Below are 26,629 nucleotides of genomic sequence, written 5' to 3'. Positions count from 1 at the left end.
CTCGGGGCACCCCTGTGTCCGTCGCCGTGCAGACCAGCCGTACCCACCTCGCCCCGACTTCGAGGAGCAGCCCGCCATGACCACTGTCGACAACCGACAGGACTTCAAGGTCGCCGACCTCTCCCTGGCCGAGTTCGGCCGCAAGGAGATCACCCTCGCCGAGCACGAGATGCCCGGCCTGATGTCGATCCGCAAGGAGTACGCCGAGGCGCAGCCCCTGGCCGGCGCCCGCGTCACCGGCTCCCTGCACATGACCGTGCAGACCGCCGTGCTCATCGAGACCCTGGTCGCCCTCGGCGCCGAGGTCCGCTGGGCCTCCTGCAACATCTTCTCCACCCAGGACCACGCGGCCGCCGCCATCGCCGTCGGCCCGAACGGCACCCCGGACAACCCCCAGGGCGTCCCCGTCTTCGCCTGGAAGGGCGAGACCCTGGACGAGTACTGGTGGTGCACCGAGCAGGCGCTGACCTGGCCGAACAGCCCCACCGGCGGCCCGAACATGATCCTGGACGACGGCGGCGACGCCACCCTCCTCGTCCACAAGGGCGTCGAGTACGAGAAGGACGGCAAGGTCCCCTCGCCCGACACCGCCGAGAACGACGAGCACCGCGTCATCCTCGAACTGCTCAACCGCACCATCTCCGACGGCTCCCAGAAGTGGACCCAGCTCGCCTCCGAGATCCGCGGCGTGACCGAGGAGACCACCACCGGCGTCCACCGCCTGTACGAGATGCAGCGCGACGGCGTCCTGCTCTTCCCGGCGATCAACGTGAACGACGCCGTCACCAAGTCGAAGTTCGACAACAAGTACGGCTGCCGCCACTCCCTCGTCGACGGCATCAACCGCGCCACCGACGTCCTCATCGGCGGCAAGACCGCCGTCGTCTGCGGCTACGGCGACGTCGGCAAGGGCTGCGCCGAGTCCCTCCGCGGCCAGGGCGCCCGAGTGATCGTCACCGAGATCGACCCGATCTGCGCGCTCCAGGCGGCCATGGACGGCTACCAGGTCACCACGCTGGACGAGGTCGTCGACAAGGCCGACATCTTCGTCACCACGACCGGCAACAAGGACATCATCATGGCCGCCGACATGGCCAAGATGAAGCACCAGGCCATCGTCGGCAACATCGGCCACTTCGACAACGAGATCGACATGGCCGGCCTCGCGCAGATCCCCGGCATCGTCAAGGACGAGGTCAAGCCGCAGGTCCACACCTGGACCTTCCCCGACGGCAAGAAGATCATCGTCCTGTCCGAGGGCCGCCTGCTGAACCTGGGCAACGCCACCGGCCACCCGTCCTTCGTGATGTCCAACTCCTTCGCGGACCAGACCCTGGCCCAGATCGAGCTGTTCACCAAGCCCGACGAGTACCCGACCGGCGTCTACGTGCTCCCCAAGCACCTGGACGAGAAGGTCGCCCGCCTCCACCTGGACTCGCTGGGCGTCAAGCTCACCCAGCTCCGCCCGGAGCAGGCCTCGTACATCGGCGTCGAGGTCGACGGTCCCTTCAAGTCGGACCACTACCGCTACTGAGCCGCTGATCCCGCAGTACTGAAGGCAGGCCCCCGCACCCCCGTGCCGGGGGCCTGCCCTTTGCGCCGGACCAGCGGCCCCGGACCGGACCGTCAGCCCGCCAGACCCCAGGACCTGCCATGCCGCGCGGCCGATATTCGCTCCACGACCCGCACGATCACACCCCCCTCGCAGAAGAACACTTCCAGTGCGCCCCCGGCCCCTCCGGCTGGCGCTACGTCTCCCAGCTCACCGCTCCCGACGGCGCGCACCAGGGCTCGGTCGACCTCGCCCTGGACGACCTCGGCCGCCCCCTCCGCCTCGAACTCCACGCCGGCGGCTGGCAGGTGCGCGGCGCCGCCCTCGACGGCGTCACCTGGGTCCGCACCGACCCGGCCGGTCTTGAGGCGACGGAGGGCAATGTGCCCGCCCACGCCTTCACCGGCACGTCCCCGGCGTTCCTCGTCGCCACCGCACGCCTCCTGCGCCTCACCCCCTCTTCCTCCGCGACCCGCGTACGCCTCGTCGCCCTCACCGACCCGGTCCTCGCCCCCCGCACCGTGGACCAGTCCTGGGCACTGATCGACAGAGAAGCACACGCCACTGACAACGGCCCCCTGCTCGTGGACGAATACCAGGTCACAGCCCTGGACACTGGGGAAAGGCACTCCGTGCACATCGCCGGCGACGTGGTCCTCTCGGCCCCCGGCATCGAGCTGGAGGACCTCCAGACCCCACCGTCCACGTTCAGCTGACCGACCCGGCCGGCTAGGCGGGCGGCGCGAACCCCGTCGACCGGCTCCGCGGGGGCTCCGGCGCCTTGTCACCGTCCGCCTTCCGCGGCACCGGACCGACGACCGGGGGAGGGGCGGCAGCCACCGCTCGCTCCCCACCGCTCTCGTAGCGAGGCTGCTGCCGCGCCTGCCGGCTCTGCCGCTCGTGCACCACGGCCGCCAGGAACGCGGCCGGCTGCGCCTGGAGGTCCGGTGCCACAGAGACACCCGTCCGCGCGGCCACATCGGCGGCCAGCCGCGACGCCATCGACCAGGAGACCTGCGGCTGAAGCTGGTGCATCCGCGTCAGGTACTGCCGCACGGCCAGCCAGAGCCCGTCGGGCACGCCGGACAGATCCAGCTCCGCGAACCGTCCCGCCCACTCAGGCGGCGGAGGCGGCGCCACACCGGCCCGCCCCACCGGAATCCGCTCCCGCACCACCAGCGTCCCCGCGAACACGTCCCCGAGCCGCCGTCCCCGCTCCGAGACGAGCGAGGCGATGCATGCCACCACTCCGAACGTCATCAGGATCTCGATCATCCCGACCCCACCGCGCACCAGCGCGTGCCGGAACCGCACCGGCCCCCCGTCGTCGCGCACCACCCGCAGCCCGAACGCCAGCTTCCCCAGCGAGCGCCCATGGCTCAGGGTCTCCACCGCGATCGGCCCGCCGACCAGCACCAGCAGAAAGGCCGCCACCGACAGCGCGGCCCGTGCGGCATCGTCCAGTGAAGAGGTGGCCGCCACGAGCCCGATCACCACGGCGAGGTAGACGAGCACGGCCACGATCAGATCGATCAGTACGGCCAACGCCCTGCTCGGCAGCTTCGCGGGCCGCAGCTCCAGCGCCACCGCCTCACCGGTCACCAGCTCACTCACGCCCGCCGTCCTTCCCTCGCCCACCCCTGTGCCGCAAGTCTGCCAAGCTGAGGGCGCATCGCATCCCGGTAGGACAAGCTGACAGTGTCCCGTTGTCCGGTGGCGGCTGGCCACGACGAGTCGAGGAGCAGGCAGACCCGATGGACCTGGACGTCTTCGTCTCCGCACACCGGGCCGAGTGGGACCGCCTCGACGCCCTGGTCCGCCGCCGACGCCGCCTCACCGGCGCGGAGGCCGACGAACTCGTCACCCTCTACCAGCGCACCGCGACACACCTCTCCCTCATCCGCTCCAGCGTCCCGGACCCCCAGCTCACCGGCCGGCTCAGCCAGCTGGTGGCCCGCGCCCGCAGCGCCGTCACCGGAACCCGCCGCGCGTCCTGGCGCGACGTGACCCGCTTCCTGGGCCTCGGCTTCCCGGCCGCCGTCTACCGCGCCCGCCACTGGTGGGTGCCGACCGCCCTGGTCTCCACGGCCGTGGCGATCGCCCTCGGCTGGTGGATCGGCACCCATCCCGAGGTACAGGCGTCGATCGCCGCCCCCAGTCACCTCCGCGAACTGACCCGCCCCGGCGGCGGCTACGAGACCTATTACTCCAGCCACCCTGCCGCCTCCTTCGCCGCACAGGTGTGGACGAACAACGCCCAGGCGGCCGCGCTCTGCCTGGTCCTGGGCATCTTCCTGGGCCTTCCGGTCCTCTGGATCCTGTTCGAGAACATGCTGAACCTGGGCGTCGGCTTCGGCCTGATGTCCTCCGCTGGGCGCCTCGACACCTTCCTCGGCCTCGTCCTCCCACACGGCCTGCTCGAACTCACCGCGGTCTTCGTGGCCGCCGGCACGGGCATGCGCCTCGGCTGGACCGTGATCGACCCCGGCCCGCGCACCCGCCGCACCGCGCTCGCCGAAGAGGGCCGAGCCGCCGTGGGCATGGCCATCGGCCTCGCCCTGGTGCTCTTCGTGTCCGGCGCCATCGAGGGCTTCGTGACCCCGTCCGGCCTGCCCACCTGGGCCCGCGTCACCATCGGCGTCCTGGCCGAGCTGGCCTTCCTCACCTACGTCTACGTCCTGGGCGGCCGGGCCGTGCGCGAGGGGGAGACCGGTGACCTCCTGGAGGCCGAACGCAGCTCCACCGTCCCCACCGCCGCCTGATGTGCGGAGGACCCCGCAGAGCTGCTAGTCTCCTCATCGCCCCACAAAACCTGTTGACACGGGTGGAGCGGGGAGGTAGAGTTGAACAGTTGCCTGGAGCTGGACAAGTTCAAGGCTAACCATTAAGCTTTATCTCGCTTCGTCAGAACATCGCTGAATGCGACTTCCGAGAAGCAACCCCCGATAAATCGGAAATGAAGCCGGTAAGACCGGCCGAAAACTTCTGATAGAGTCGGAACCGCCGGAAAGGGAAACGCGAAAGCGAAGAACTGGAAAGCACCGAGGAAATCGGATCGGAAAAAGATCTGATAGAGTCGGAAACACCGAAGGGAAGCCCGGAGGAAAGCCCGAGAGGGTGAGTACAAAGGAAGCGACCGTTCCTTGAGAACTCAACAGCGTGCTAAAAGTCAACGCCAGATATGTTGATAACCCCGTCTCCAGTCACTGACTGGGACGAGGTTCCTTTGAAAAAACACAGCGAGGACGCTGTGAACCATCGGACTATTCCTCCGATGGTTCCGCTCTCGTGTGTGTCGACCGGCTGTATTAGTTTACTGGCCGAGTAAACATTCACGGAGAGTTTGATCCTGGCTCAGGACGAACGCTGGCGGCGTGCTTAACACATGCAAGTCGAACGATGAACCACTTCGGTGGGGATTAGTGGCGAACGGGTGAGTAACACGTGGGCAATCTGCCCTTCACTCTGGGACAAGCCCTGGAAACGGGGTCTAATACCGGATAACACTGTGGATCGCATGGTCTGCGGTTAAAAGCTCCGGCGGTGAAGGATGAGCCCGCGGCCTATCAGCTTGTTGGTGAGGTAATGGCTCACCAAGGCGACGACGGGTAGCCGGCCTGAGAGGGCGACCGGCCACACTGGGACTGAGACACGGCCCAGACTCCTACGGGAGGCAGCAGTGGGGAATATTGCACAATGGGCGAAAGCCTGATGCAGCGACGCCGCGTGAGGGATGACGGCCTTCGGGTTGTAAACCTCTTTCAGCAGGGAAGAAGCGAAAGTGACGGTACCTGCAGAAGAAGCGCCGGCTAACTACGTGCCAGCAGCCGCGGTAATACGTAGGGCGCAAGCGTTGTCCGGAATTATTGGGCGTAAAGAGCTCGTAGGCGGCTTGTCACGTCGATTGTGAAAGCCCGAGGCTTAACCTCGGGTCTGCAGTCGATACGGGCTAGCTAGAGTGTGGTAGGGGAGATCGGAATTCCTGGTGTAGCGGTGAAATGCGCAGATATCAGGAGGAACACCGGTGGCGAAGGCGGATCTCTGGGCCATTACTGACGCTGAGGAGCGAAAGCGTGGGGAGCGAACAGGATTAGATACCCTGGTAGTCCACGCCGTAAACGGTGGGCACTAGGTGTTGGCGACATTCCACGTCGTCGGTGCCGCAGCTAACGCATTAAGTGCCCCGCCTGGGGAGTACGGCCGCAAGGCTAAAACTCAAAGGAATTGACGGGGGCCCGCACAAGCAGCGGAGCATGTGGCTTAATTCGACGCAACGCGAAGAACCTTACCAAGGCTTGACATACACCGGAAAGCATCAGAGATGGTGCCCCCCTTGTGGTCGGTGTACAGGTGGTGCATGGCTGTCGTCAGCTCGTGTCGTGAGATGTTGGGTTAAGTCCCGCAACGAGCGCAACCCTTGTTCTGTGTTGCCAGCATGCCCTTCGGGGTGATGGGGACTCACAGGAGACTGCCGGGGTCAACTCGGAGGAAGGTGGGGACGACGTCAAGTCATCATGCCCCTTATGTCTTGGGCTGCACACGTGCTACAATGGCAGGTACAATGAGCTGCGAAACCGTGAGGTGGAGCGAATCTCAAAAAGCCTGTCTCAGTTCGGATTGGGGTCTGCAACTCGACCCCATGAAGTCGGAGTTGCTAGTAATCGCAGATCAGCATTGCTGCGGTGAATACGTTCCCGGGCCTTGTACACACCGCCCGTCACGTCACGAAAGTCGGTAACACCCGAAGCCGGTGGCCCAACCCCTTGTGGGAGGGAGCTGTCGAAGGTGGGACTGGCGATTGGGACGAAGTCGTAACAAGGTAGCCGTACCGGAAGGTGCGGCTGGATCACCTCCTTTCTAAGGAGCACTTCTTACCAACTTCGGTTGGTCAGGGGCCAGTACATCGGCGAATGTTCGATGCTGGTTGCTCATGGGTGGAACGTTGACTATTCGGCACACTTCACTGACTTTCTCCTAGTACTGCTTCGGCGTGGAACGGATGGAAGCGGAGAGGGGTGTCGGGCACGCTGTTGGGTGTCTGAGGGAATGAATCCCCTCTTTCGCCGGCCCCAGTGCACTCGAACCGGTTGGTTCGGGGTGATGGGTGGCTGGTCGTTGTTTGAGAACTGCACAGTGGACGCGAGCATCTGTGGCCAAGTTTTTAAGGGCGCACGGTGGATGCCTTGGCACCAGGAACCGATGAAGGACGTGGGAGGCCACGATAGTCCCCGGGGAGCCGTCAACCAGGCTTTGATCCGGGGGTTTCCGAATGGGGAAACCCGGCAGTCGTCATGGGCTGTCACCCGCTGCTGAACACATAGGCAGTGTGGAGGGAACGAGGGGAAGTGAAACATCTCAGTACCCTCAGGAAGAGAAAACAACCGTGATTCCGGGAGTAGTGGCGAGCGAAACCGGATGAGGCCAAACCGTATACGTGTGAGACCCGGCAGGGGTTGCGTGTGCGGGGTTGTGGGATCTCTCTTCTGTCGTCTGCCGGCGACAGGACGAGTCAGAAACCGTTGATGTAGGCGAAGGACATGCGAAAGGTCCGGCGTAGAGGGTAAGACCCCCGTAGTCGAAACATCAGCGGCTCGTTTGAGAGACACCCAAGTAGCACGGGGCCCGAGAAATCCCGTGTGAATCTGGCGGGACCACCCGCTAAGCCTAAATATTCCCTGGTGACCGATAGCGGATAGTACCGTGAGGGAATGGTGAAAAGTACCGCGGGAGCGGAGTGAAATAGTACCTGAAACCGTGTGCCTACAAGCCGTGGGAGCGTCGGATATGTGCTTGCACATATCTCGTGACTGCGTGCCTTTTGAAGAATGAGCCTGCGAGTTTGCGGTGTGTTGCGAGGTTAACCCGTGTGGGGAAGCCGTAGCGAAAGCGAGTCCGAATAGGGCGATTCAGTAGCGCGCTCAAGACCCGAAGCGGAGTGATCTAGCCATGGGCAGGTTGAAGCGGAGGTAAGACTTCGTGGAGGACCGAACCCACCAGGGTTGAAAACCTGGGGGATGACCTGTGGTTAGGGGTGAAAGGCCAATCAAACTCCGTGATAGCTGGTTCTCCCCGAAATGCATTTAGGTGCAGCGTCGTGTGTTTCTTGCCGGAGGTAGAGCACTGGATAGGCGATGGGCCCTACCGGGTTACTGACCTTAGCCAAACTCCGAATGCCGGTAAGTGAGAGCACGGCAGTGAGACTGTGGGGGATAAGCTCCATGGTCGAGAGGGAAACAGCCCAGAGCATCGACTAAGGCCCCTAAGCGTACGCTAAGTGGGAAAGGATGTGGAGTCGCAGAGACAACCAGGAGGTTGGCTTAGAAGCAGCCACCCTTGAAAGAGTGCGTAATAGCTCACTGGTCTAGTGATTCCGCGCCGACAATGTAGCGGGGCTCAAGCGTACCGCCGAAGTCGTGTCATTCATACAATAGGGCCAACGCCTGTATGGATGGGTAGGGGAGCGTCGTGTGCCGGGTGAAGCAGCCGCGGAAGCGAGTTGTGGACGGTTCACGAGTGAGAATGCAGGCATGAGTAGCGATACAAACGTGAGAAACGTTTGCGCCGATTGACTAAGGGTTCCTGGGTCAAGCTGATCTGCCCAGGGTAAGTCGGGACCTAAGGCGAGGCCGACAGGCGTAGTCGATGGATAACCGGTTGATATTCCGGTACCCGCTGTGAAGCGTCAAACATCGAGCATCGTGATGCTAAGGCCGTGAAGCCGTTCCGGACCCTTCGGGGAATGGAAAGTGGTGGAGCCGCCGGCCCAAGCGGTTAGTAGGTGAGTGATGGGGTGACGCAGGAAGGTAGTCCAGCCCAGGCGGTGGTTGTCCTGGGGTAAGGGTGTAGGACGCAAGGTAGGCAAATCCGCCTTGCACATAGTCTGAGACCTGATGCCGAGCCGATTGTGGTGAAGTGGATGATCCTATGCTGTCGAGAAAAGCCTCTAGCGAGTTTCATAGCGGCCCGTACCCTAAACCGACTCAGGTGGTCAGGTAGAGAATACCGAGGCGTTCGGGTGAACTATGGTTAAGGAACTCGGCAAAATGCCCCCGTAACTTCGGGAGAAGGGGGGCCATCACTGGTGATCGGATTTACTCCGTGAGCTGGGGGTGGCCGCAGAGACCAGCGAGAAGCGACTGTTTACTAAAAACACAGGTCCGTGCGAAGCCGTAAGGCGATGTATACGGACTGACGCCTGCCCGGTGCTGGAACGTTAAGGGGACCGGTTAGTCCTGTTTCGACAGGGCGAAGCTGAGAACTTAAGCGCCAGTAAACGGCGGTGGTAACTATAACCATCCTAAGGTAGCGAAATTCCTTGTCGGGTAAGTTCCGACCTGCACGAATGGCGTAACGACTTCTCGACTGTCTCAACCATAGGCCCGGTGAAATTGCACTACGAGTAAAGATGCTCGTTTCGCGCAGCAGGACGGAAAGACCCCGGGACCTTTACTACAGTTTGATATTGGTGTTCGGTTCGGCTTGTGTAGGATAGCTGGGAGACTTTGAAGCATGCACGCCAGTGTGTGTGGAGTCGTCGTTGAAATACCAGTCTGGTCGTGCTGGATGTCTAACCTGGGTCCGTGATCCGGATCAGGGACAGTGTCTGATGGGTAGTTTAACTGGGGCGGTTGCCTCCTAAAGAGTAACGGAGGCGCCCAAAGGTTCCCTCAGCCTGGTTGGCAATCAGGTGTTGAGTGTAAGTGCACAAGGGAGCTTGACTGTGAGACCGACGGGTCGAGCAGGGACGAAAGTCGGGACTAGTGATCCGGCGGTGGCTTGTGGAAGCGCCGTCGCTCAACGGATAAAAGGTACCCCGGGGATAACAGGCTGATCTTCCCCAAGAGTCCATATCGACGGGATGGTTTGGCACCTCGATGTCGGCTCGTCGCATCCTGGGGCTGGAGTCGGTCCCAAGGGTTGGGCTGTTCGCCCATTAAAGCGGTACGCGAGCTGGGTTTAGAACGTCGTGAGACAGTTCGGTCCCTATCCGCTGTGCGCGTAGGAATATTGAGAAGGGCTGTCCCTAGTACGAGAGGACCGGGACGGACGAACCTCTGGTGTGCCAGTTGTCCTGCCAAGGGCATGGCTGGTTGGCTACGTTCGGGAGGGATAACCGCTGAAAGCATCTAAGCGGGAAGCCTGCTTCGAGATGAGTATTCCCACCTCCTTGAGAGGGTAAGGCTCCCAGTAGACGACTGGGTTGATAGGCCAGATATGGAAGCCTGGTAACGGGTGGAGTTGACTGGTACTAATAGGCCGAGGGCTTGTCCTCAGTTGCTCGCGTCCACTGTGTTGGTTCTGAAACCACGAACAGCCTCATGTGCCACACATGACGGTTAAAGTTTCATAGTGTTTCGGTGGTCATAGCGTGAGGGAAACGCCCGGTTACATTCCGAACCCGGAAGCTAAGCCTCACAGCGCCGATGGTACTGCAGGGGGGACCCTGTGGGAGAGTAGGACGCCGCCGAACTAATTTTAAGAGAAAACCCCCGCACCTTTTGGTGCGGGGGTTTTCTGCGTTCAGGGTCGTTTTCCCTCCGAAGAGGGGGAGAGGTGTGATTCCGTCTCAGAGGCGGCCAGCCGCCTTCAGTGCCAAATACGCGTCCGCCAATGCGGGAGCCAATTCCTCCGGCGTCGCGTCGACCACCGTCACCCCGTGGCGACGAAGCTGCTCGGCCGTGCGCTGCCGTTCGTGCTGAGCCTGTGCCGCTGCCGCGGCCCCGTACACCGCGTCGATGTTTCCTCTGCCCTGTGCCATGCGTGCGATTTGCGGGTCGGCCACGGAGGCCACAAGGACCGTGTGGCGCTGGGTGAGCTGGGGGAGCACCGGCAGCAGGCCCTCCTCGACGGGGGCCGCGTCGAGCGATGTCAGCAGGACGATCAGCGAGCGGCGCGGTGCGGTACGCAGGGCCGAGGCCGTGAGGCCACGGGCATCCGTCTCGACCAGTTCCGGTTCCAGCGTTGCCATCGCGGTGACGAGGGACGGCAGGAGTTGGCCGGCTGACTTGCCCTGAACCAGGGCGTGGACTTGGCGGTCGTAGGCGAGCAGGTCCACGCGGTCGCCGGCGCGGGAGGCGAGGGCGGCCAGAAGGAGGGCCGCGTCCATGGCGGCGTCGAGGCGGGGTACGTCGTCGACGCGGCCTGCCGAGGTCCGGCCGGTGTCCAGCACCAGCAGGATGCGCCGGTCGCGCTCCGGACGCCAGGTGCGTACGGCCACGGCGGACTGGCGGGCGGTGGCTCGCCAGTCGATGGAACGGGTGTCGTCACCGGGGACGTACTCGCGGAGGCTGTCGAATTCGGTGCCTTCACCGCGTGTCAGAACGCTTGTCCTACCGTCTAGTTCACGCAATCGAGCGAGTTTCGACGGGAGATGCTTTCGGCTGGTGAAAGGGGGCAAAACCCGTAGTGACCAGGGCACTCGGTGGGTGCCCTGACGGGAGAACAGCCCGAGGGGGCCGTAGGAGCGGATCGTGACGCGGTCCGCTTGGTGGTCGCCCCGGCGGGTGGGACTCAACCGGTTCGTCACACGGCGTCGTTCGCCGGCCGGGATGTCCAAGCGGTGCCGGGAGCCCTCGACCTCGGTGCCCGATTTCCAGCTACTGGGTGGCCACGCGTCCCGCAGTCGTCCCCGCAGCGGGCGGCGGGACGGGTTGGTGACGGTCAGAGTGATATCGGCGGTTTCGCCGAGACGAACGGAGGTGTCGCCGGAGCGAGTGAGGACAAGGCGCCGTACGGGCGCCGCGAGCGCGAAGTCACAGGCGCAGGCCAGGGCCAGGGAGCCGTTGACCGCGAGGATGCCCGTCCAGCTGGGCTCCAGCAGGCCGACGGGGAGGGAGCCGAGTGCCGCGACAAGGGCGGCGCGTCCGGTGAGCGGCATCAGCGGGGTACCGGGACCTGGGCCAGGACCGAGTTGATGACCGAGTCGGCGGTCACGCCCTCCATCTCCGCCTCCGGGCGCAGTTGGACCCGGTGCCGGAGTGCGGGCAGGGCCAGGGCCTTCACGTCGTCTGGGGTGACGTAGTCACGGCCCGTCAGCCAGGCCCAGGCGCGGGCGGCGGCGAGCAGCGCGGTGGCGCCTCGGGGAGAGACGCCCAGGGTGAGCGAGGGGGACTGGCGGGTGGCTCGGCAGATGTCCACGACGTAGGCCGTGATCTCGGCGGAGACGGTCGTCCTGGCGACGGCGGCGCGGGCGGCTTCGAGGTCGGCCGGGCCGGCGACGGGGCGTAGGCCGGCGGCGCGCAGGTCGCGGGGGTCGAAGCCCGAGGCGTGTCGGGTCAGGACGTCGATCTCGTCCTCGCGGGAGGGCAGCGGGATCGTCAGCTTGAGCAGGAAGCGGTCCAGTTGGGCCTCGGGCAAGGGGTAGGTGCCCTCGTACTCGACCGGGTTCTGGGTGGCCGCGACCAGGAACGGCTCGGGGAGGGGGCGCGGGGTGCCGTCGACCGTGACCTGTCGTTCCTCCATGGCTTCGAGGAGGGAGGACTGGGTCTTGGGCGGGGTGCGGTTGATTTCGTCGGCGAGGAGGAGGTTGGTGAAGACAGGGCCCGGCTGGAAGGAGAACTCCGCGGTGCGGGTGTCGTAGACGAGGGAGCCGGTGACGTCGCTCGGCATGAGGTCGGGCGTGAACTGGACGCGCTTGGTGTCGAGTTCGAGTGCGGATGCCAGGGCGCGGACCAGGAGGGTCTTGGCGACGCCGGGGACGCCTTCGAGGAGGACGTGGCCCCGGCACAGCAGGGCGACGACGAGTCCGGTGACGGCGGGGTCCTGGCCGACCACGGCTTTGGCGATCTCGGTGCGCAGGGTTTCCAGGGAGGCACGGGCGGCGGCCGCGTCCTCGGTGTTCCCGGCGCTGTCAGTGGTCGGGTCCGTCATGAACGGCGTACCTCTCTTTCGAGGGCGTCGAGTCGGTCGGTGAGTGCGATGAGGGCCGCGTCGTCGCGGGGCGGCGCTCCGAAGAGGAGGGAGTGCAGGGCCTGTTCGCCGCTGTCGGGGAGACGTGCGGACAGGGCGGGGAGCAGGGCTTCGGGGGTGTGCGCCTGGGTGGCGGGGACGCCGACGAGCGGGGCCAGACGGGTGCGGGCCGTGGAGCGCAGGGCTGCACAGGCGCGGTCGCGGGCGTCGGCCTTGCGGTAGAGGCGGGCGCGGCCCTCGGTGGTCTCGGAGGCGCGGATCACGACGGGCAGCTTCTCGGGGACGAGGGGCCCGAAGCGGCGGCCGCGCCAGAAGGCGGCGAGGACGGCAGCGACGAACAGTTGCAGGGTGCCCCACAGCCAGCCCGAGGGGAGCAGGTCGAAGAGGCTTTCGCGGCCGCCGGTGTCGGTGGCGGAGGAGTCGGCGAGCGAGGGGAGGTACCAGACCAGATGAGGGCGGGAGCCGAGGAGTTGCAGGGCGAGCGAGGCGTTGCCCTGCTTGTCGAGATGGTTGTTGAGGAGCATGTCGGGCGCGCCCAGGAGGACCGTGTCGCCGGTGCCCGAAGTCGCCGGGAGGCGGAGGAGGGTGGCGCGGCGTTCACTGGGGTAGCAGGCGTCGGCGTCGTCGACGGTGGTGCGGTAGCGGATGCCGCCGGTCTCGGCGCTGCCCGCCCGCCGGGCCTCGGGGAGCGTGCAGTCCGGGTCGAGTGTGGGCTCGAGGGTGGTGACGGGGCTCGCGGTGACGCCGGGGGCGAGGCGGCCGACGGACCATTCGCCCGGGGCGACGAGCACGGTGCGGCCGCCCGAGGACGCCGTGGCCCTGGCGAGCAGGCTCTGCTGGCGGTGGGTCAGCCGGTCGGGCACGGCGACCAGGAGGGTGCTGTCCGGACCGGCCGCCGCGCGTGCCGCGTCGAGGGTGGTGACCAGGCGGGTGGTGACCCCCCGGTCGGCGAGGAGTTCGGTGACGGCCCGGCTGCCGCGGGGGTCGGCCGAGCGGGGGTCGAGGTCGCCGTGCTTGGTCTGGGAGCGGACCACGGCGATGGCGACGGCACCGACCAGCAGCACGACGACGGCGAGGGGGATGCCTCGCGTGCGGGTCCACAGCTGACGGGTGGTGAGGGCGGACGAGGTGGTCATCCGGTCTTCCCGTCGGGGGCGGCGCTGTGCACCAGGGTGGGCCGGGTGCGTTCGAGGTCGTTGTCGAGCCGGGCGACGCGCTGGTACGTCCGCTGGTCGGCGGTGCGGCCGCCGTATGTGATGTCGTCGAAGTGGCGGGCGGCGGTGTGGAGGCCGTCCGCGTGGGCGGGGAGGGAACGGCCGGCCTCGGCGGCGGCTTCGTCGGCGGTGCGGCCGGGGCGGACGTCGAGCAGGGCGCGTTCCTCCAGCGCGCGGACGATGGCCCGCATGCGTTCCTGGACCGCCTGGCTCCAGTGGCCCTGGGCGGCGTGCGCGTCGGCGGCGGCGCGGTGCTCGGCCGCGGTGCGCGGGCGCTCGTCGAACAGTGGGGCGGCCGTGGCGGGGCCGCGGCGCGGGGTGCCCAGCCGCCACCACAGGGCGGCCAGGACGGTGATGACGCACAGGACCACGACGAGGAGGCCGAGTGAGCCGCCCGGTGTCGCCGAGGCGGCCTTGGCGAGGAGCTTGCCGAACCACTCCCAGAACGCGTTCAGGGCGCGCTGGAACGGGCTGGGGTCGTTCTCGTGGTACATCCGCTTGGCCAGCTCGCGGCGGGCCGCCTCGCGGGCGGGGTCGCGCGGGACGGTCACGGGTGGCTCGTCGCCGGAGCCACTCGACGCGAGGGTGGTGAGGCGGGCGGCGCCGGACATGGCCGACGCCGCCGTGAGAACTCCCCCCGTCATGCTCACCGCATCAGCTCCCCGGCACCGGGCCGGTCGTGGCGCCGGGGGCGTAGCCCTGGACGCCGGCGGCGCGGGCCAGTTCGAGGTCGAGGGCCTCGCGGCGGATGCGCTGGTCGATGTAGAGGAGCACGGTGACCCCGGCCTTGACCGGCATGGTGAGCGTGGCGCCGATGACCGAGCCGATGCCGGTGATGAGCAGGAAGGACCAGCCCGCCGGCTGGGCGCCGGTGCCCATCAGGGCGGTCATGTTCTCGCCGTTGACGGTGAACGCGATGAAGGTGAAGGGAAGCACCGCGATCCAGGAGACCATGTTGGCGATGAGACCGGCGAGGAACTGCACGCCGAGGACGCGCCACCAGGAGCCCTGGACCAGCTTGGCCGAGCGGCTCAGCGACTTCCACACGCCCTGCCGCTCCAGCATGAGCGCGGGCGAGGCGAGGGAGAAGCGGACGGTCAGCCAGATCATGACGACGACGGCCGCCAGGATGCCCAGGACGAGCAGGACGACGGCAGGGGCGTTGAAGCCCGAGACGAGCCCCAGGACGAGGCCCGGCAGCATGCCGACGACCAGGACGCCGCCGGTGATGAGGGCCAGCAGCATGAGGAGGCCGAGCAGCTTCAGGAGCTGGCCGCGGGACTCGCGCCACGCCTCGCCGATGCTGATCGGCTTGCCGAGGACGGCGCGGCTGGTCACGATCGTCAGCAGCGCGGTGGCCACGATGGTGCCGACCACGGAGACCACGCCGATGAGCAGCGCGCCGGCCGTGACCGAGCCGAGGGAGCGCAGTGCTTCGGTCGGTGTGACGTCGGGGTCGCTGAGCGTGCTGGTGGTGTCCTTCAGCAGCACGCCCTGAAGCAGCAGCGCGCAGAGCTGAGTGAGGACCGCCACCGTCAACGAGATGCCGAGAACGGTGCGCCAGTAGGCGCGCATGGTGGAGATGGCGCCGTCGAGTATCTCGCCGATGCTGAGCGGGCGCAGCGGGATGACGCCGGGCTTCGCGGCGGGCGGGGGACCGCCCCAGCCGTTGCCCCAGGCAGGGGGTCCGCCCCACCCGGCGGGCGGCGGGGCACCCCAGCCCGAGCCCGGTGGTGGCGGCGGGGGTGCCTGGCCCGGCGCGGGCGGGCCGGTGGGCGCCGACCACTGTCCGGGCGGCGGCTGACCCTCGGCCCACCTCGCCTCCGGAGCATCCGGGCCCTTCGCGCCGGGGCCCTTCGCGTCCGAGGGCTGGGCGTCCGGGCTCTGCGGAGCCTCGCCCGGCTGCGCGGCCGGTGCGGCGGGCGCGGGCCTGTCGGCGGGCGTGGGCTCGGCCGCGCCGGCGGCGCCGGTCTGCCGTTCCTCGGACGACGGGTCGGGTCCGGGCGAAGCCCAGCCCGGCGTGTCACTCATCGAAGCTCCTTCACGGTGCCCGTCCGCGGTCGCGGCGGCAGGTTGGCAGCCATCGTGCCATGGCCAGGTCACGGTGTGACCTGGTGCGGTGGGCCCCGTACTCCATCAATTCTCCGCCGGATACGGGGCAGAATCACCGCATGGCTGATCAGCAGGCGCGACCCGGTGAGGACAAGCGGCCGAGCGAGATACCGGTCATCCGATGGGAGGAACCACCTGAAGGGCCCGTACTGATCCTTCTCGACCAGACGAGGCTTCCGTCCGAGGAGGTCGAGCTGGTGTGTACGGACGCGTCCGCGCTGGTGGAGGCGATCCGTTCGCTCGCGGTGCGCGGTGCGCCGGTGCTGGGCATCGCGGGCGCGTACGGCGTCGCGCTGGCCGCCGCGCGCGGCTTCGACGTGGACGAGGCCGCCGAGGCGCTGGAGAGCGCCCGGCCGACCGCGGTGAACCTGTCCCTCGGGGTGCGCCGGGGCCTGGCCGCGTACCGGGACGCGCTGGCCGCGACCGGCGACCCGACGGCGGCCGCCACGGCGGCGCTCGCTTCGGCGCAGGCGCTGCACCGGGAGGACGCGGAGGCGAGCGCGCGGATGGCCGCGCACGGTCTGGCGCTGCTGGACGAGCTGATGCCGGGCGGCGGCCACCGGGTGCTGACCCACTGCAACACCGGTGCGCTGGTGTCGGGCGGGGAGGGCACGGCGTTCGCGGTGGCGCTGGCCGCGCACCGGGTGGGGCGGCTGCGGCGGCTCTGGGTGGACGAGACGCGCCCGCTGTTGCAGGGGGCGCGTCTGACGGCGTGGGAGGCGGCGCGCTGCGGGATGGCGTACACGCTGCTCACGGACAGCGCGGCCGGGTCGCTGTTCGCTGCCGGTGAGGTGGACGCGGTGCTGATCGGCGCTGACCGGATCGCGGCCGACGGCTCGGTGGCGAACAAGGTCGGCAGCTATCCGCTGGCGGTGCTGGCGCGCTACCACCATGTGCCGTTCATCGTGGTGGCGCCGGTGACCACGATCGACCCGGACACCCCGGACGGCGCGTCCATCGAGGTCGAGCAGCGGCCGGGCTTCGAGGTGACCGAGATCCTCACGCCCCAGGCGACCGCGGTGGGCGGAGGCGGCGGGGTGCCGTTGGCGCCGCTGGGCACGCAGGCGTACAACCCGGCGTTCGACGTGACACCGCCCGAACTGGTGACGGCGATCGTCACCGAGGAGGGCGTCGTCTCGCCGGTGACCCCGGAAGTACTGGCGGCGCTCTGCGCGAAGGCCCGGGCCACACCGGCCGTCTGAGAACCGCCCGGCTGCCGGAGCCGCCCGCCCGATCGGCCCCGGCAGCCGTCCCCTGCGGGACAGGGGCAGACAGTGACCGGTCGGTACGACTATCGTCACAGGCCAGTGACGTGCCTCACCTGCGGCTCTGTCGTCGTTATGAGAATGGGATGATGTCGTTTATGAAGGGACGAGTCCTTGTCGTCGACGACGACACCGCACTGGCCGAGATGCTCGGCATCGTGCTGCGTGGTGAAGGTTTTGAGCCGTCTTTCGTAGCCGACGGGGACAAGGCGCTGGCCGCTTTCCGGGAGTCCAAGCCCGATCTGGTGCTGCTGGACCTGATGCTGCCCGGTAGGGACGGCATCGAGGTGTGCCGCCTGATCCGGGCGGAGTCCGGGGTGCCGATCGTGATGCTCACCGCCAAGAGCGACACCGTCGATGTGGTCGTGGGCCTGGAGTCGGGCGCGGACGACTACATCGTGAAGCCGTTCAAGCCGAAGGAGCTGGTGGCCCGTATCCGGGCGCGGCTGCGGAGGTCTGAGGAGCCGGCGCCGGAGCAGCTCACCATCGGTGACCTGGTGATCGACGTGGCCGGGCACTCCGTGAAGCGGAACGGGCAGTCGATCGCGCTGACCCCGCTGGAGTTCGACCTGCTCGTCGCGCTCGCGCGCAAGCCGTGGCAGGTGTTCACCCGTGAGGTGCTGCTGGAGCAGGTCTGGGGCTACCGGCACGCCGCCGACACCCGCCTGGTCAACGTGCATGTGCAGCGGCTGCGTTCCAAGGTCGAGAAGGACCCGGAGCGGCCCGAGATCGTGGTGACCGTCCGAGGTGTCGGCTACAAGGCCGGACCGAGCTGACATGTCCGGGGACAGCGCCGCTTCGGCTCCCGGCCGGCCCGGCGCCGGTCCGGGACGCGCGTCCGGCCGCGGTGCGGGCAGTCCGCGCCGGGGCCGCCTCTTCACCGCCGCTCTGCTGAGCGGCGGTGTCCAGGGCAGTCCGGTCGTCCGGCTGTTCATCCGCTGGGTGCGCCGCCCGCTGCTGCCCGTCATGCGGCTGTGGCGGCGCAACATCCAGCTCCGGGTCGTCGCCACCACCCTGCTGATGTCGCTCGGTGTCGTGCTGCTGCTCGGCTTCGTCGTCATCGGCCAGGTGCGCAACGGCCTGCTGGACGCGAAGGTCAAGGCGTCGCAGAGCCAGGCCACCGGCGGTTTCGCCGTGGCCCGGCAGAGCGCCGACGAGACCGCGGCCGCCACCCACGGCGGCACGGGCGGCAACGGCACCGACGGCGGGCAGTCCCAGAACGTCATCCAGTGGATGAGCGACCTCGTGGAGTCGCTGTCCAGCGGCGGTTCCGGCGCCTTCGACGTGGTCACGCTGCCTGTCGGCGACGACAGCGGCGGTGGCCGCAGCCCGCGAGGTTCCGGGTACGTCAGCCCGGCCGAGAGCGTGCCCGCGAGCCTGCGCGACCGGGTCAACAGCAGCTCCAGCACGGCCGCCGCGCAGAGCTACACCCGGATCGTCTACAGCAACCGCAAGGACTCCCAGCCGGCGCTGGTCATCGGCAAGCAGGTCAACGACCCCAACGGGCATCCGTACGAGCTGTACTACCTCTTCCCGCTCACGCAGGAGGAGAAGTCGCTGAGCCTGGTCAAGGGCACGCTGGCGACCGCCGGTCTCTTCGTGGTCGTCCTGCTCGGGGCCATCGCGTGGCTGGTGGTGCGGCAGGTCGTCACGCCGGTGCGGATGGCGGCCGGGATCGCCGAGCGGCTGTCCGCCGGGCGGCTCCAGGAGCGGATGAAGGTCACCGGCGAGGACGACATCGCGCGCCTCGGCGAAGCCTTCAACAAGATGGCGCAGAACCTCCAGCTCAAGATCCAGCAGCTCGAGGACCTCTCGCGGATGCAGCGGCGGTTCGTCTCCGACGTCTCGCACGAGCTGCGCACCCCGCTGACCACCGTCCGGATGGCCGCCGACGTCATCCACGAGGCCCGCGAGGACTTCGACCCGATGACCTCGCGGTCCGCCGAACTCCTCGCGGACCAGCTCGACCGGTTCGAGTCGCTGCTCGCCGACCTGCTGGAGATCAGCCGGTTCGACGCGGGCGCGGCCGCGCTGGAGGCCGAGCCGATCGACCTCCGGGAGGTCGTGCGGCGGGTCGTCGGCGGGGCCGCGCCGCTCGCCGAGCGCAAGGGCAGCCGTATCCGCGTCGTGGGCGATCTCCAGCCCGTCGTCGCGGAGGCGGACGCCCGGCGGGTGGAGCGGGTGCTGCGGAACCTCGTGGTCAACGCCGTCGAGCACGGTGACGGCAAGGACGTGGTGGTCAAGCTGGCCAGCGCGGGCGGCGCCGTCGCCGTCGCGGTGCGGGACTACGGCGTCGGGCTCAAGCCCGGCGAGGCGACCCGCGTCTTCAGCCGTTTCTGGCGGGCCGACCCGGCACGCGCGCGTACCACCGGCGGCACCGGTCTCGGGCTGTCGATCGCGCTGGAGGACGCCCGGCTGCACGGCGGCTGGCTCCAGGCGTGGGGCGAGCCGGGCGGCGGTTCGCAGTTCCGGCTGACCCTGCCGCGTACCGCCGACGAGCCGCTGCGGGGCTCGCCGATACCGCTGGAGCCCAAGGACTCGCGCCGCAACCGGGGTCTGGACGACGGCGGCACTCCGCGTGGGGGAGCGGAGAAGCTGGCGACGGTCCCGGTGCAGCAGAACGGCGGCAACGCCTCCGCGCTCCCGCCCCGTCAGGGCGCCGCGCCGGTGGCCGACCCGACGGCGCTGCCCGGCAACGGCAACGGCAACCGTGTCGTGCCCCGGCCCGCGAACGGCGGACGGCGGCCCGACGACAGGTCCGGCACCCAGGTGCCCGACCCGCGCCCGGAACCGGCCGGGCAGGACTCGACCGAGGCAGGGGAGGCGTTCCGTGGTCGCTGACCGCGAGGGGGGCGCCCGGCGTACGCCGGGGCGCGCGGTGACATACGCGGTCTGCGGGGCCGTACTGCTCGGCGGCTGCGCCTCGATGCCCGACAGTGGGGACCTGGGCAACGTGGAGTCCACGCCACGCCAGGACACGGGGGTACGGGTCTTCGCCGTGCCGCCCGCCGAGGGGGCTTCCCCCAGCGAGATCATGCAGGGCTTCCTGGAGGCGCTGACCAGCGACGACCCGCACTACGACACGGCGCGCAAGTACCTCACCGCCCAGGCGGCGAGCGCCTGGCGGCCGGAGCGGTCGGCCACCGTGCTCGCGGACGGGCCCGGCATCATGGCCGAGACCCCGCCGGCCGGCCGGGAGCCCAACACCGGGCGCACCTACGCCCTGGCAGGCGACCGGGTGGCCACGGTGGACGCGCAGCAGGCGTACGCCCCGGCGCACGGTGACTACCGCGCCAAGGTGCATCTGATCCAGGACCCCAAGAGCGGGCAATGGCGCATCGATGCCCCGCCCGACGGTGTGGTCATGGGTAAGTCGGATTTCCAGCGCAACTACACGTCCGTCGACAAGTACTACTTCGCCAACCACACCAGGGCCGGGACGACCGGGGATCCGGTGGCGGTGGCCGACCCGGTGTTCATGCGCAGCAAGGTCGATCCGATGACCCAGCTGGTGCGTTCGCTGCTGAGCGGGCCCACCGCCTGGCTCGGTCCGGTGGTGAGGTCCAGTTTCCCGACCGGTACGGCGCTGAAGAGCGGCACCACCGGGCTGACCCCGGACGACGAGAACAGGCTGACCGTGCCGCTGAACGCCAGGGCGGCCCGGGTCGGCCCGGCGCGGTGCACGGAGATGGCGACCCAACTGCTGTTCACGCTGCGGAACCTGGCGCCGACCCTGGAATCGGTCGACCTGCGCGGGCCCGGCGGGGACCAGCTGTGCGACCTGACCGAGAGCCGCGCGGACTCCGTCGCCTGGCACGCCTCCGCGCAGAGCCCGGACTACCTCTACTACCTGGACGGCAAGCACCGCCTGACCCGGCTGCCCGCCTCCGGCACGGGTACCGGCGGCACCCCGGTGCCGGGTGCGTTCGGCGAGGGCACCAAGCAGCTCGGCTCGGTCGCCGTCTCGCGGGACGAGCGGACGGCGGCCGGGGTCAGCGCGGACGGCAGGTCCCTGTACGTGACCCCGCTGGCCGCCTCCGCCCCGCTGGAGCCGCCCGTGCTGACCAGCCAGGGCCCCGGCGTGGACACCCGGCTCAGCCGGCCCGGGTGGGACGCGCGGGGCGACCTGTGGGTGGCCGACCTGAACCCGGCCCGGCCCCGGCTCTACGTCGTCCCGCAGGGCACCGGCAAGCCGGTCGAGGTGACGCTGCCGGAGCTGCCCGGCCCGATCCGGGACGTGCGGGTCGCGGCGGACGGGGCGCGGGTGGCGCTGGTGGTGGCGGCCAAGGGTGACAAGCAGTCGCTGCTCATCGGCCGGATCGAGGGCGGCGACAGCGTGAGCGCCGACGTGCGGAGCGGGGACGCCGACTCGGCCGAGCCTCCGGCGGTCGTCGACCCGCGTCCGGCCGCGCCCGACATGGAGCAGGTCACCGCGCTGTCGTGGGCCGGTGACAGCCGCCTCGTGGTGGTCGGCCGCGAGCAGGGCGGGGTGCACCAGATGCGCTATGTGCAGGTGGACGGCTCCGCGCTGGAGGGACCGGCACCGGCCGCGCTGTCCCGGGTGAAGGCGATCGCCGCCGCCGAGGACGACCGGGTGCCGCTGGTCGCCTACTCCGAGGACGGGATCGTCCGGCTGCCCTCCGGGGCCCAGTGGCAGAAGGTGGACAAGGACGGGACGGCTCCGGTCTATCCGGGCTAGTACGCCGCTGAGCTGGGAGTTACCGGCGCTTCTCACCCGTGCGGGTGAGCGCTGCCGGACCCCGGCCGGGGTTGTCCACAGGGGTGTTTTCCACAGGGGTGGCCGGGTCGGCCGGGCCTCGGCACAGTGGTGGGCATGCGGGGATGGATGCGGGACCTCACCGATCTCGCGCTGCCGACCGAGTGCGGCGGTTGCGGGTCACCACCGGCTGTGCTGTGCGCACGGTGCCGGGCGCTGCTGGAGCGCGCGGAGCCGCGCCGGGTGCGGCCGGTGCCCGAGCCGCCCGGCCTGCCGGCGGTGTACGCCGCCGCTCCTTACGCACGGGAGGTACGGGCACTCCTCCTCGCGCACAAGGAACGGGGCGCGCTGGCGCTCACCGGGGCGCTGGGCGCGGCCCTGGCGGGAGCCGTGTGGGCCGGACTGGGGCCGGGCCGAGGCGGGGCGGAGTCCCGCGCGGGGCCGGTGATCCTCGTGCCCGTGCCGTCCGCCCGCCGGGCCGTGCGGAGGCGGGGGCACGACCCGGTGCGGCGGATGGCGGTGGTGGCGGCCGGTCGGCTGCGGCGGGCCGGTGTCCCGGCGCGGGTGGCGGGCGTGCTGCGGCAGCGGCGGCCGGTGGTCGACCAGGCGGGGCTGGACGCCCGGCGGCGCCGGGAGAACCTCGCGGGAGCGCTGGAGGTGCGCGCGGGCGGCGCACAACTGCTCGCCGGCGGGCGGATCGTGCTCGTCGACGACCTGATCACCACCGGCGCCAGCCTGGCCGAGGCGGCGCGTGCCCTGCGCGCGGCGGCCGGAACCCGGTGGGAGCCGGACATGCCTGTGTATCGCGGCGCAACTCGGGAAGGTAGGGAAGAACGACAGACCGGGCCGCGAGCGCAGAGAGGAAAGTCGGTGCACGGTGCACCGGAAAAGGGGACGGTGAACATCATCGGAAGTGCCGTCCGGGCAGCGGTGATCGCCGCGCCCCGTGATTCTTTCGAATAAGCGGGGAACCGACCAAGAAGTTGCGTCGTTGCAGGTAGCGAGGGGAGTAATTCACCTGATCGGAGGTACGCCTCAGTAGAGGGTGACGACATCCGTCCGGGCGAGATATGTTCGGTTGTGAGGAAAGGCCCAGGCCACACCTCTCATATCCGATTGCCGCGCCGTGGGTTTTTCACGAACTCACGCGTGACGGGGATGGAGATCTCGCCCATGGGGGAGGAGGAGGTGGAAGTCACCGAGTCCGAGGTTCCGGGGCTCACCGGGACCTGGTGCGAAAGGGAGACGCTCCGCCTAGGGCGTGAGCGATCCGGGAACGGAGTTCTGCGTGGACATCGTCGTCAAGGGCCGCAAGACCGAAGTACCTGAGCGGTTCCGCAAGCACGTGGCCGAGAAGCTGAAGCTGGAGAAGATCCAGAGGCTCGACGGCAAGGTGATCAGCCTCGACGTCGAGGTGTCCAAGGAGCCCAACCCCCGTCAGGCCGACCGCTGCGACCGGGTGGAGATCACGCTCCACTCCCGCGGTCCGGTGATCCGGGCGGAGGCATCGGCCAGCGACCCGTACGCGGCCCTCGACATGGCCGCGGAGAAGCTGGACGCACGGCTGCGCAAGCAGCACGACAAGCGAGTCGTGCGCCGGGGCGCACGACGCACCCCGGCCGCCGAAGTACCCGACGTCGTCCCCGGCGTGGCGACGCTCTACCCCGACGGTGAGCCCGTGCCGACCGCCGAGTCCGACGGGGTGCCCACCAAGAGGATCGGCTCGCTGGAGGTCAAGGGCGACGGCCCGCTGATCGTCCGCGAGAAGACCCACGTCGCCTCCCCGATGAGCCTTGACCAGGCCCTCTACGAGATGGAACTGGTCGGCCACGACTTCTACTTGTTCGTCGACTCCGAGACCAAGGAGCCGAGCGTCGTCTACCGGCGCCACGCCTACGACTACGGCGTCATCCACCTCAACACGGACCCGATGGTGGCGGAGGCGCAGCCGCCCGCGGCGGGTGACACGCTGGGCGGCTGACCTGCCCCGGCGGGAGCGGAGACGGTGCCCCTGGGACGCGTGTGCGCCCCCAGGGGCACCGGTGTGCGACCAGTTCGCCCCCTGTGCGTCACCGTTCGGGCGCCGGAGCATGAAATCATGACCGCACCGGCCCAACCGGTGGGCCGCTGCCTTGGGTTGGCGATGGCACGGAATCACGGGCCACAGCCTTCAGGGGGAGGAACGATGGCGGACACCTTCGGACCGATGCGCGGCGCGGGCGCCGACGACGGCGTCATCGGCATGGAGCCGGACGACCTGGACCCCGAACGCGACGAGCCGATCCGGGTGCTGGTGGTCGACGACCACGCGCTGTTCCGCCGCGGTCTGGAGATCGTGCTCGCGGCCGAGGAGGACATCCAGGTCGTCGGCGAGGCCGGTGACGGCGCCGAAGCGGTGGACAAGGCGGCCGATCTGCTGCCCGACATCGTGCTGATGGACGTGCGGATGCCCCGGCGCGGCGGGATCGAGGCGTGCACCTCCATCAAGGAGGTCGCCCCCAGCGCGAAGATCATCATGCTGACGATCAGCGACGAGGAGGCCGACCTCTACGACGCCATCAAGGCGGGCGCGACCGGTTACCTGCTCAAGGAGATCTCCACCGACGAGGTGGCCACCGCCATCCGCGCGGTCGCGGACGGCCAGTCGCAGATCAGCCCCTCCATGGCGTCCAAGCTGCTCACCGAGTTCAAGTCGATGATCCAGCGCACCGACGAGCGGCGCCTCGTACCCGCGCCCCGGCTGACCGACCGGGAGCTGGAGGTGCTCAAGCTCGTCGCCACCGGGATGAACAACCGGGACATCGCCAAGGAGTTGTTCATCTCGGAGAACACCGTGAAGAACCACGTCCGCAACATCCTGGAGAAGCTGCAGCTGCACTCCCGGATGGAGGCGGTCGTGTACGCGATGCGCGAGAAGATCCTGGAGATCCGCTAGCCGACCGCGCGGGCCAGCTCCAGCGTGAGCGGCCCGCGGAGTTCGGGGGCGTCGACCCGCTCCACTCGTACATCCGTGCAGCCCACCCAGGACGCGGCCTCCACCAGGGCCTGCGCGACACCCGGTACCGCCTTCGGGCCGTCCAGCGTGACCTGCCGGGCCACCAGTGTGCGGCCCTCGCGCGCCGGGTCCACCCGGCCGATCAGCCGCCCGCCGGAGAGCACCGGCATCGCGAAGTAGCCGTACACCCGCTTCGGCTTGGGGACGTACGCCTCCAGGCGGTGGGTGAAGCCGAAGATCCGCTCCGTGCGCGCCCGTTCCCAGATCAGGGAGTCGAACGGGGAGAGCAGGGTGGTGCGGTGGCGGCCGCGCGGGGGCGTCGCCAGGGCGGCCGGGTCGGCCCAGGCGGGCTTGGACCAGCCCTCGACCTCGACCGGCACCAGACCCGATTCGGCGATCACCGCGTCGACCTGCTCGCCCCTGAGGCGGTGGTAGTCCGCGATGTCCGCGCGGGTGCCCACACCCAGCGCCTCGCCGGCCAGCCGGACCAGCCGGCGCAGGCACTCGGCGTCGTCCAGGTCGTCGTGGAGCAGCTCTTTGGGGATCGCGCGCTCGGCTAGGTCGTACACCCGCTTCCAGCCGCGCCGCTCCACACAGACCACCTCGCCGTACATCAGCGCGCGCTCCACGGCGACCTTGGTGCCGGACCAGTCCCACCAGTCGCTGGTGCGCTTCGCGCCGCCCAGCTCGGTCGCGGTGAGCGGGCCCTCGGCGCGCAGCTGCTTGATCACCTGGTCGTACACCCCCTCGGGCAACTGGTGGTTCCAGTGCGGGCGGTCGCGGTAGGCGCGGCGGCGGAACGCGAAGTGCGGCCACTCCTCGACGGGGAGGATGCACGCCGCGTGCGACCAGTACTCGAAGGCGTGGGGCGCGCCGGAGGCCGGGGTGTGCCAGTAGGCCGACTCCACGGACGGGCGGCCGACCGCGCCCAGGCGCGCGTACGGGATCAGTTCGTGGGAGCGGGCCAGGACCGAGATGGTGTCGAGCTGGACCGCGCCCAGCGCCCGGAGCACCCCGCGCGGGCCCGAGCGGCGGTCGGGGGCACCGAGGAAGCCCTGGGCCCGCAGGGCGAGTCGGCGGGCGTCGTCCGCGGTGAGGGTGACAGCGGGGCGCGGCAGGGTCGTCATGACGGGGACGATAGAGGGTGCCACTGACAGTCTCCGCCGACCTGCGCCTTCGCCTCCGACGGCCGGGCGGGGGCGGGCAGATACGGCACAGAGGAGCGCAGCCCGAGGTCCGAGGGGAGCAGGGAGCCCACCCAGGAGTCCCGCAGCACGCCCCGGTTGCCCACGCCCGCGCGCAGGACGCCCTCGACGGTGAAGCCGAGCCGCTCGGCCACCGCGCGGGAGGCGTTGTTGCCGACCTCGGCGCGCCACTCCAGCCGGTCCACCGCGAGCGCGGTGAACGCCCAGCGGGCGACGGCGGACGCGGCCTCGGTGACGTACCCCCGGCCGCGGTGCTCGCGCGCGGCCCAGTAGCCGAGTTCGCCGTGGCCGGGGCCGCGCATCACGACGCTGAGCATGCCGGTCAGCTCCCCGGCGGGCAGGAAGGCACCGAAGGTGTACATCGAGTCGTCCGCCCAGCTCTCGGGCGCGGTGCCGCCGACGAACGCCTCGGCGTGTTCCCGCAGGTAGGGCGAGGGGAAGGAGGAGATCCAGCGCTGGATGGCCGGGTCCTGGGCCGCCGCGAACACGGCCTCGGTGTCGTCCGGGCGGACGGCGCGCAGCAGCAGGCGTGCGGTGGTCAGTACGACGGGGTCCATCCGGCGAGTGTGCGCGGACCGGACATACCGTGCCAGCGGATTTCGCCCTGAGTGAGCGACGTATCACCATTAGCGCAAATCATCGGCGTGGCGCGGCACCATCC

18 protein-coding genes and 3 rRNA genes are annotated in these 26,629 nt (G+C 69.0%); 13 read left to right on the top strand and 8 right to left on the bottom strand.

Features of this window, described 5'->3' with window-relative positions:
• Positions 1 to 76 precede the first annotated feature (76 nt).
• Positions 77 to 1,534: an adenosylhomocysteinase gene (ahcY, locus tag D0Z67_RS11170; RefSeq protein ID WP_031184361.1), complete on the top strand. Its 1,458-nt coding sequence runs from the start codon at positions 77 to 79 to the stop codon at positions 1,532 to 1,534.
• Between the two features lie 119 nt (positions 1,535 to 1,653).
• Positions 1,654 to 2,268, top strand: coding sequence for a hypothetical protein (locus D0Z67_RS11165; protein ID WP_031184362.1), 615 nt, complete (start codon positions 1,654 to 1,656; stop codon positions 2,266 to 2,268).
• Positions 2,269 to 2,281: 13 nt separating this feature from the next.
• Here D0Z67_RS11165 and D0Z67_RS11160 read toward each other — a convergent pair whose 3' ends face one another.
• Complete coding sequence (locus D0Z67_RS11160) at positions 2,282 to 3,166, bottom strand: RDD family protein (RefSeq protein ID WP_031184363.1); 885 nt, start codon at positions 3,164 to 3,166, stop codon at positions 2,282 to 2,284.
• Between the two features lie 140 nt (positions 3,167 to 3,306).
• On the opposite strand from D0Z67_RS11160, the gene D0Z67_RS11155 reads away from it, so the two are divergent.
• The 4 genes from D0Z67_RS11155 to rrf all read left to right on the top strand — a co-directional run bounded on the left by D0Z67_RS11155 (position 3,307) and on the right by rrf (position 10,022).
• A complete protein-coding gene (locus tag D0Z67_RS11155) occupies positions 3,307 to 4,314 on the top strand; it encodes a stage II sporulation protein M (RefSeq protein ID WP_031184364.1) in 1,008 nt (335 codons plus the stop codon).
• A 569-nt stretch (positions 4,315 to 4,883) separates the two neighbouring features.
• Positions 4,884 to 6,409 (top strand): 16S ribosomal RNA (locus tag D0Z67_RS11145).
• A gap of 294 nt (positions 6,410 to 6,703) precedes the next feature.
• Positions 6,704 to 9,824, top strand: a 23S ribosomal RNA gene (locus D0Z67_RS11140).
• An 81-nt stretch (positions 9,825 to 9,905) separates the two neighbouring features.
• Positions 9,906 to 10,022, top strand: a 5S ribosomal RNA gene (gene rrf / locus D0Z67_RS11135).
• The 16S, 23S and 5S rRNA genes sit together here, the layout of an rRNA operon.
• Before the next feature lie 96 nt (positions 10,023 to 10,118).
• Here the strand turns inward: rrf and D0Z67_RS11130 are convergent.
• The 5 genes from D0Z67_RS11130 to D0Z67_RS11110 are packed head-to-tail and all read right to left on the bottom strand — an operon-like array spanning position 10,119 to position 15,705.
• A complete protein-coding gene (locus D0Z67_RS11130) occupies positions 10,119 to 11,429 on the bottom strand; it encodes a DUF58 domain-containing protein (RefSeq protein ID WP_031182684.1) in 1,311 nt (436 codons plus the stop codon).
• A complete protein-coding gene (locus D0Z67_RS11125) occupies positions 11,429 to 12,421 on the bottom strand; it encodes an AAA family ATPase (protein ID WP_031182683.1) in 993 nt (330 codons plus the stop codon). The genes D0Z67_RS11130 and D0Z67_RS11125 overlap by 1 nt, the downstream gene beginning before the upstream one ends.
• A complete protein-coding gene (locus D0Z67_RS11120; RefSeq protein ID WP_031182682.1) occupies positions 12,418 to 13,596 on the bottom strand; it encodes a DUF4350 domain-containing protein in 1,179 nt (392 codons plus the stop codon). The genes D0Z67_RS11125 and D0Z67_RS11120 overlap by 4 nt, the downstream gene beginning before the upstream one ends.
• The gene (locus tag D0Z67_RS11115; RefSeq protein ID WP_031182681.1) at positions 13,593 to 14,324 is read right to left on the bottom strand and encodes a DUF4129 domain-containing protein; all 732 of its coding nucleotides are present in this window, start codon (positions 14,322 to 14,324) and stop codon (positions 13,593 to 13,595) included. Before D0Z67_RS11115 ends, D0Z67_RS11120 begins: the two co-directional genes overlap by 4 nt.
• A 4-nt stretch (positions 14,325 to 14,328) precedes the next feature.
• The gene (locus D0Z67_RS11110; RefSeq protein ID WP_031182680.1) at positions 14,329 to 15,705 is read right to left on the bottom strand and encodes a DUF7847 domain-containing protein; all 1,377 of its coding nucleotides are present in this window, start codon (positions 15,703 to 15,705) and stop codon (positions 14,329 to 14,331) included.
• A 140-nt stretch (positions 15,706 to 15,845) separates the two neighbouring features.
• On the opposite strand from D0Z67_RS11110, the gene mtnA reads away from it, so the two are divergent.
• The 7 genes from mtnA (at position 15,846) to D0Z67_RS11070 (ending at position 24,703) form a co-directional block, all read left to right on the top strand.
• On the top strand, positions 15,846 to 16,988 hold the full coding sequence (gene mtnA, locus D0Z67_RS11105; protein ID WP_031182679.1) for an S-methyl-5-thioribose-1-phosphate isomerase: 1,143 nt from the start codon (positions 15,846 to 15,848) through the stop codon (positions 16,986 to 16,988).
• A 149-nt stretch (positions 16,989 to 17,137) separates the two neighbouring features.
• Positions 17,138 to 17,827 (top strand): two-component system response regulator MtrA, encoded by a 690-nt coding sequence (gene mtrA / locus D0Z67_RS11100; protein ID WP_190045392.1) that lies wholly within the window; start codon positions 17,138 to 17,140, stop codon positions 17,825 to 17,827.
• Position 17,828: 1 nt separating this feature from the next.
• Positions 17,829 to 19,892, top strand: coding sequence for an MtrAB system histidine kinase MtrB (gene mtrB / locus D0Z67_RS11095; RefSeq protein ID WP_031182678.1), 2,064 nt, complete (start codon positions 17,829 to 17,831; stop codon positions 19,890 to 19,892).
• A complete protein-coding gene (locus D0Z67_RS11090; RefSeq protein ID WP_031182677.1) occupies positions 19,882 to 21,750 on the top strand; it encodes an LpqB family beta-propeller domain-containing protein in 1,869 nt (622 codons plus the stop codon). The genes mtrB and D0Z67_RS11090 overlap by 11 nt, the downstream gene beginning before the upstream one ends.
• Before the next feature lie 135 nt (positions 21,751 to 21,885).
• On the top strand, positions 21,886 to 22,731 hold the full coding sequence (locus D0Z67_RS11085) for a ComF family protein (protein WP_031182676.1): 846 nt from the start codon (positions 21,886 to 21,888) through the stop codon (positions 22,729 to 22,731).
• Positions 22,732 to 23,056: 325 nt separating this feature from the next.
• Positions 23,057 to 23,749, top strand: a complete 693-nt coding sequence (gene hpf, locus D0Z67_RS11075; protein WP_031182675.1) for a ribosome hibernation-promoting factor, HPF/YfiA family — start codon at positions 23,057 to 23,059, stop codon at positions 23,747 to 23,749.
• 204 nt (positions 23,750 to 23,953) lie between these two features.
• Positions 23,954 to 24,703 (top strand): response regulator, encoded by a 750-nt coding sequence (locus D0Z67_RS11070; protein ID WP_031182674.1) that lies wholly within the window; start codon positions 23,954 to 23,956, stop codon positions 24,701 to 24,703.
• Here the strand turns inward: D0Z67_RS11070 and D0Z67_RS11065 are convergent.
• Together D0Z67_RS11065 and D0Z67_RS11060 are read right to left on the bottom strand one after the other, a co-directional pair.
• Positions 24,700 to 25,890 (bottom strand): winged helix-turn-helix domain-containing protein, encoded by a 1,191-nt coding sequence (locus tag D0Z67_RS11065; RefSeq protein WP_031182673.1) that lies wholly within the window; start codon positions 25,888 to 25,890, stop codon positions 24,700 to 24,702. The two genes, D0Z67_RS11070 and D0Z67_RS11065, sit on opposite strands and share 4 nt — an antisense overlap.
• On the bottom strand, positions 25,887 to 26,525 hold the full coding sequence (locus tag D0Z67_RS11060; RefSeq protein ID WP_051887911.1) for a GNAT family N-acetyltransferase: 639 nt from the start codon (positions 26,523 to 26,525) through the stop codon (positions 25,887 to 25,889). Before D0Z67_RS11060 ends, D0Z67_RS11065 begins: the two co-directional genes overlap by 4 nt.
• Positions 26,526 to 26,629 lie beyond the last annotated feature (104 nt).

This window comes from Streptomyces seoulensis, from assembly GCF_004328625.1.
Classification (GTDB): domain Bacteria; phylum Actinomycetota; class Actinomycetes; order Streptomycetales; family Streptomycetaceae; genus Streptomyces; species Streptomyces seoulensis.
The sequence above is the reverse complement of the archived record's forward strand: the minus strand, read 5'-3'. Positions and strand labels throughout refer to the sequence as shown.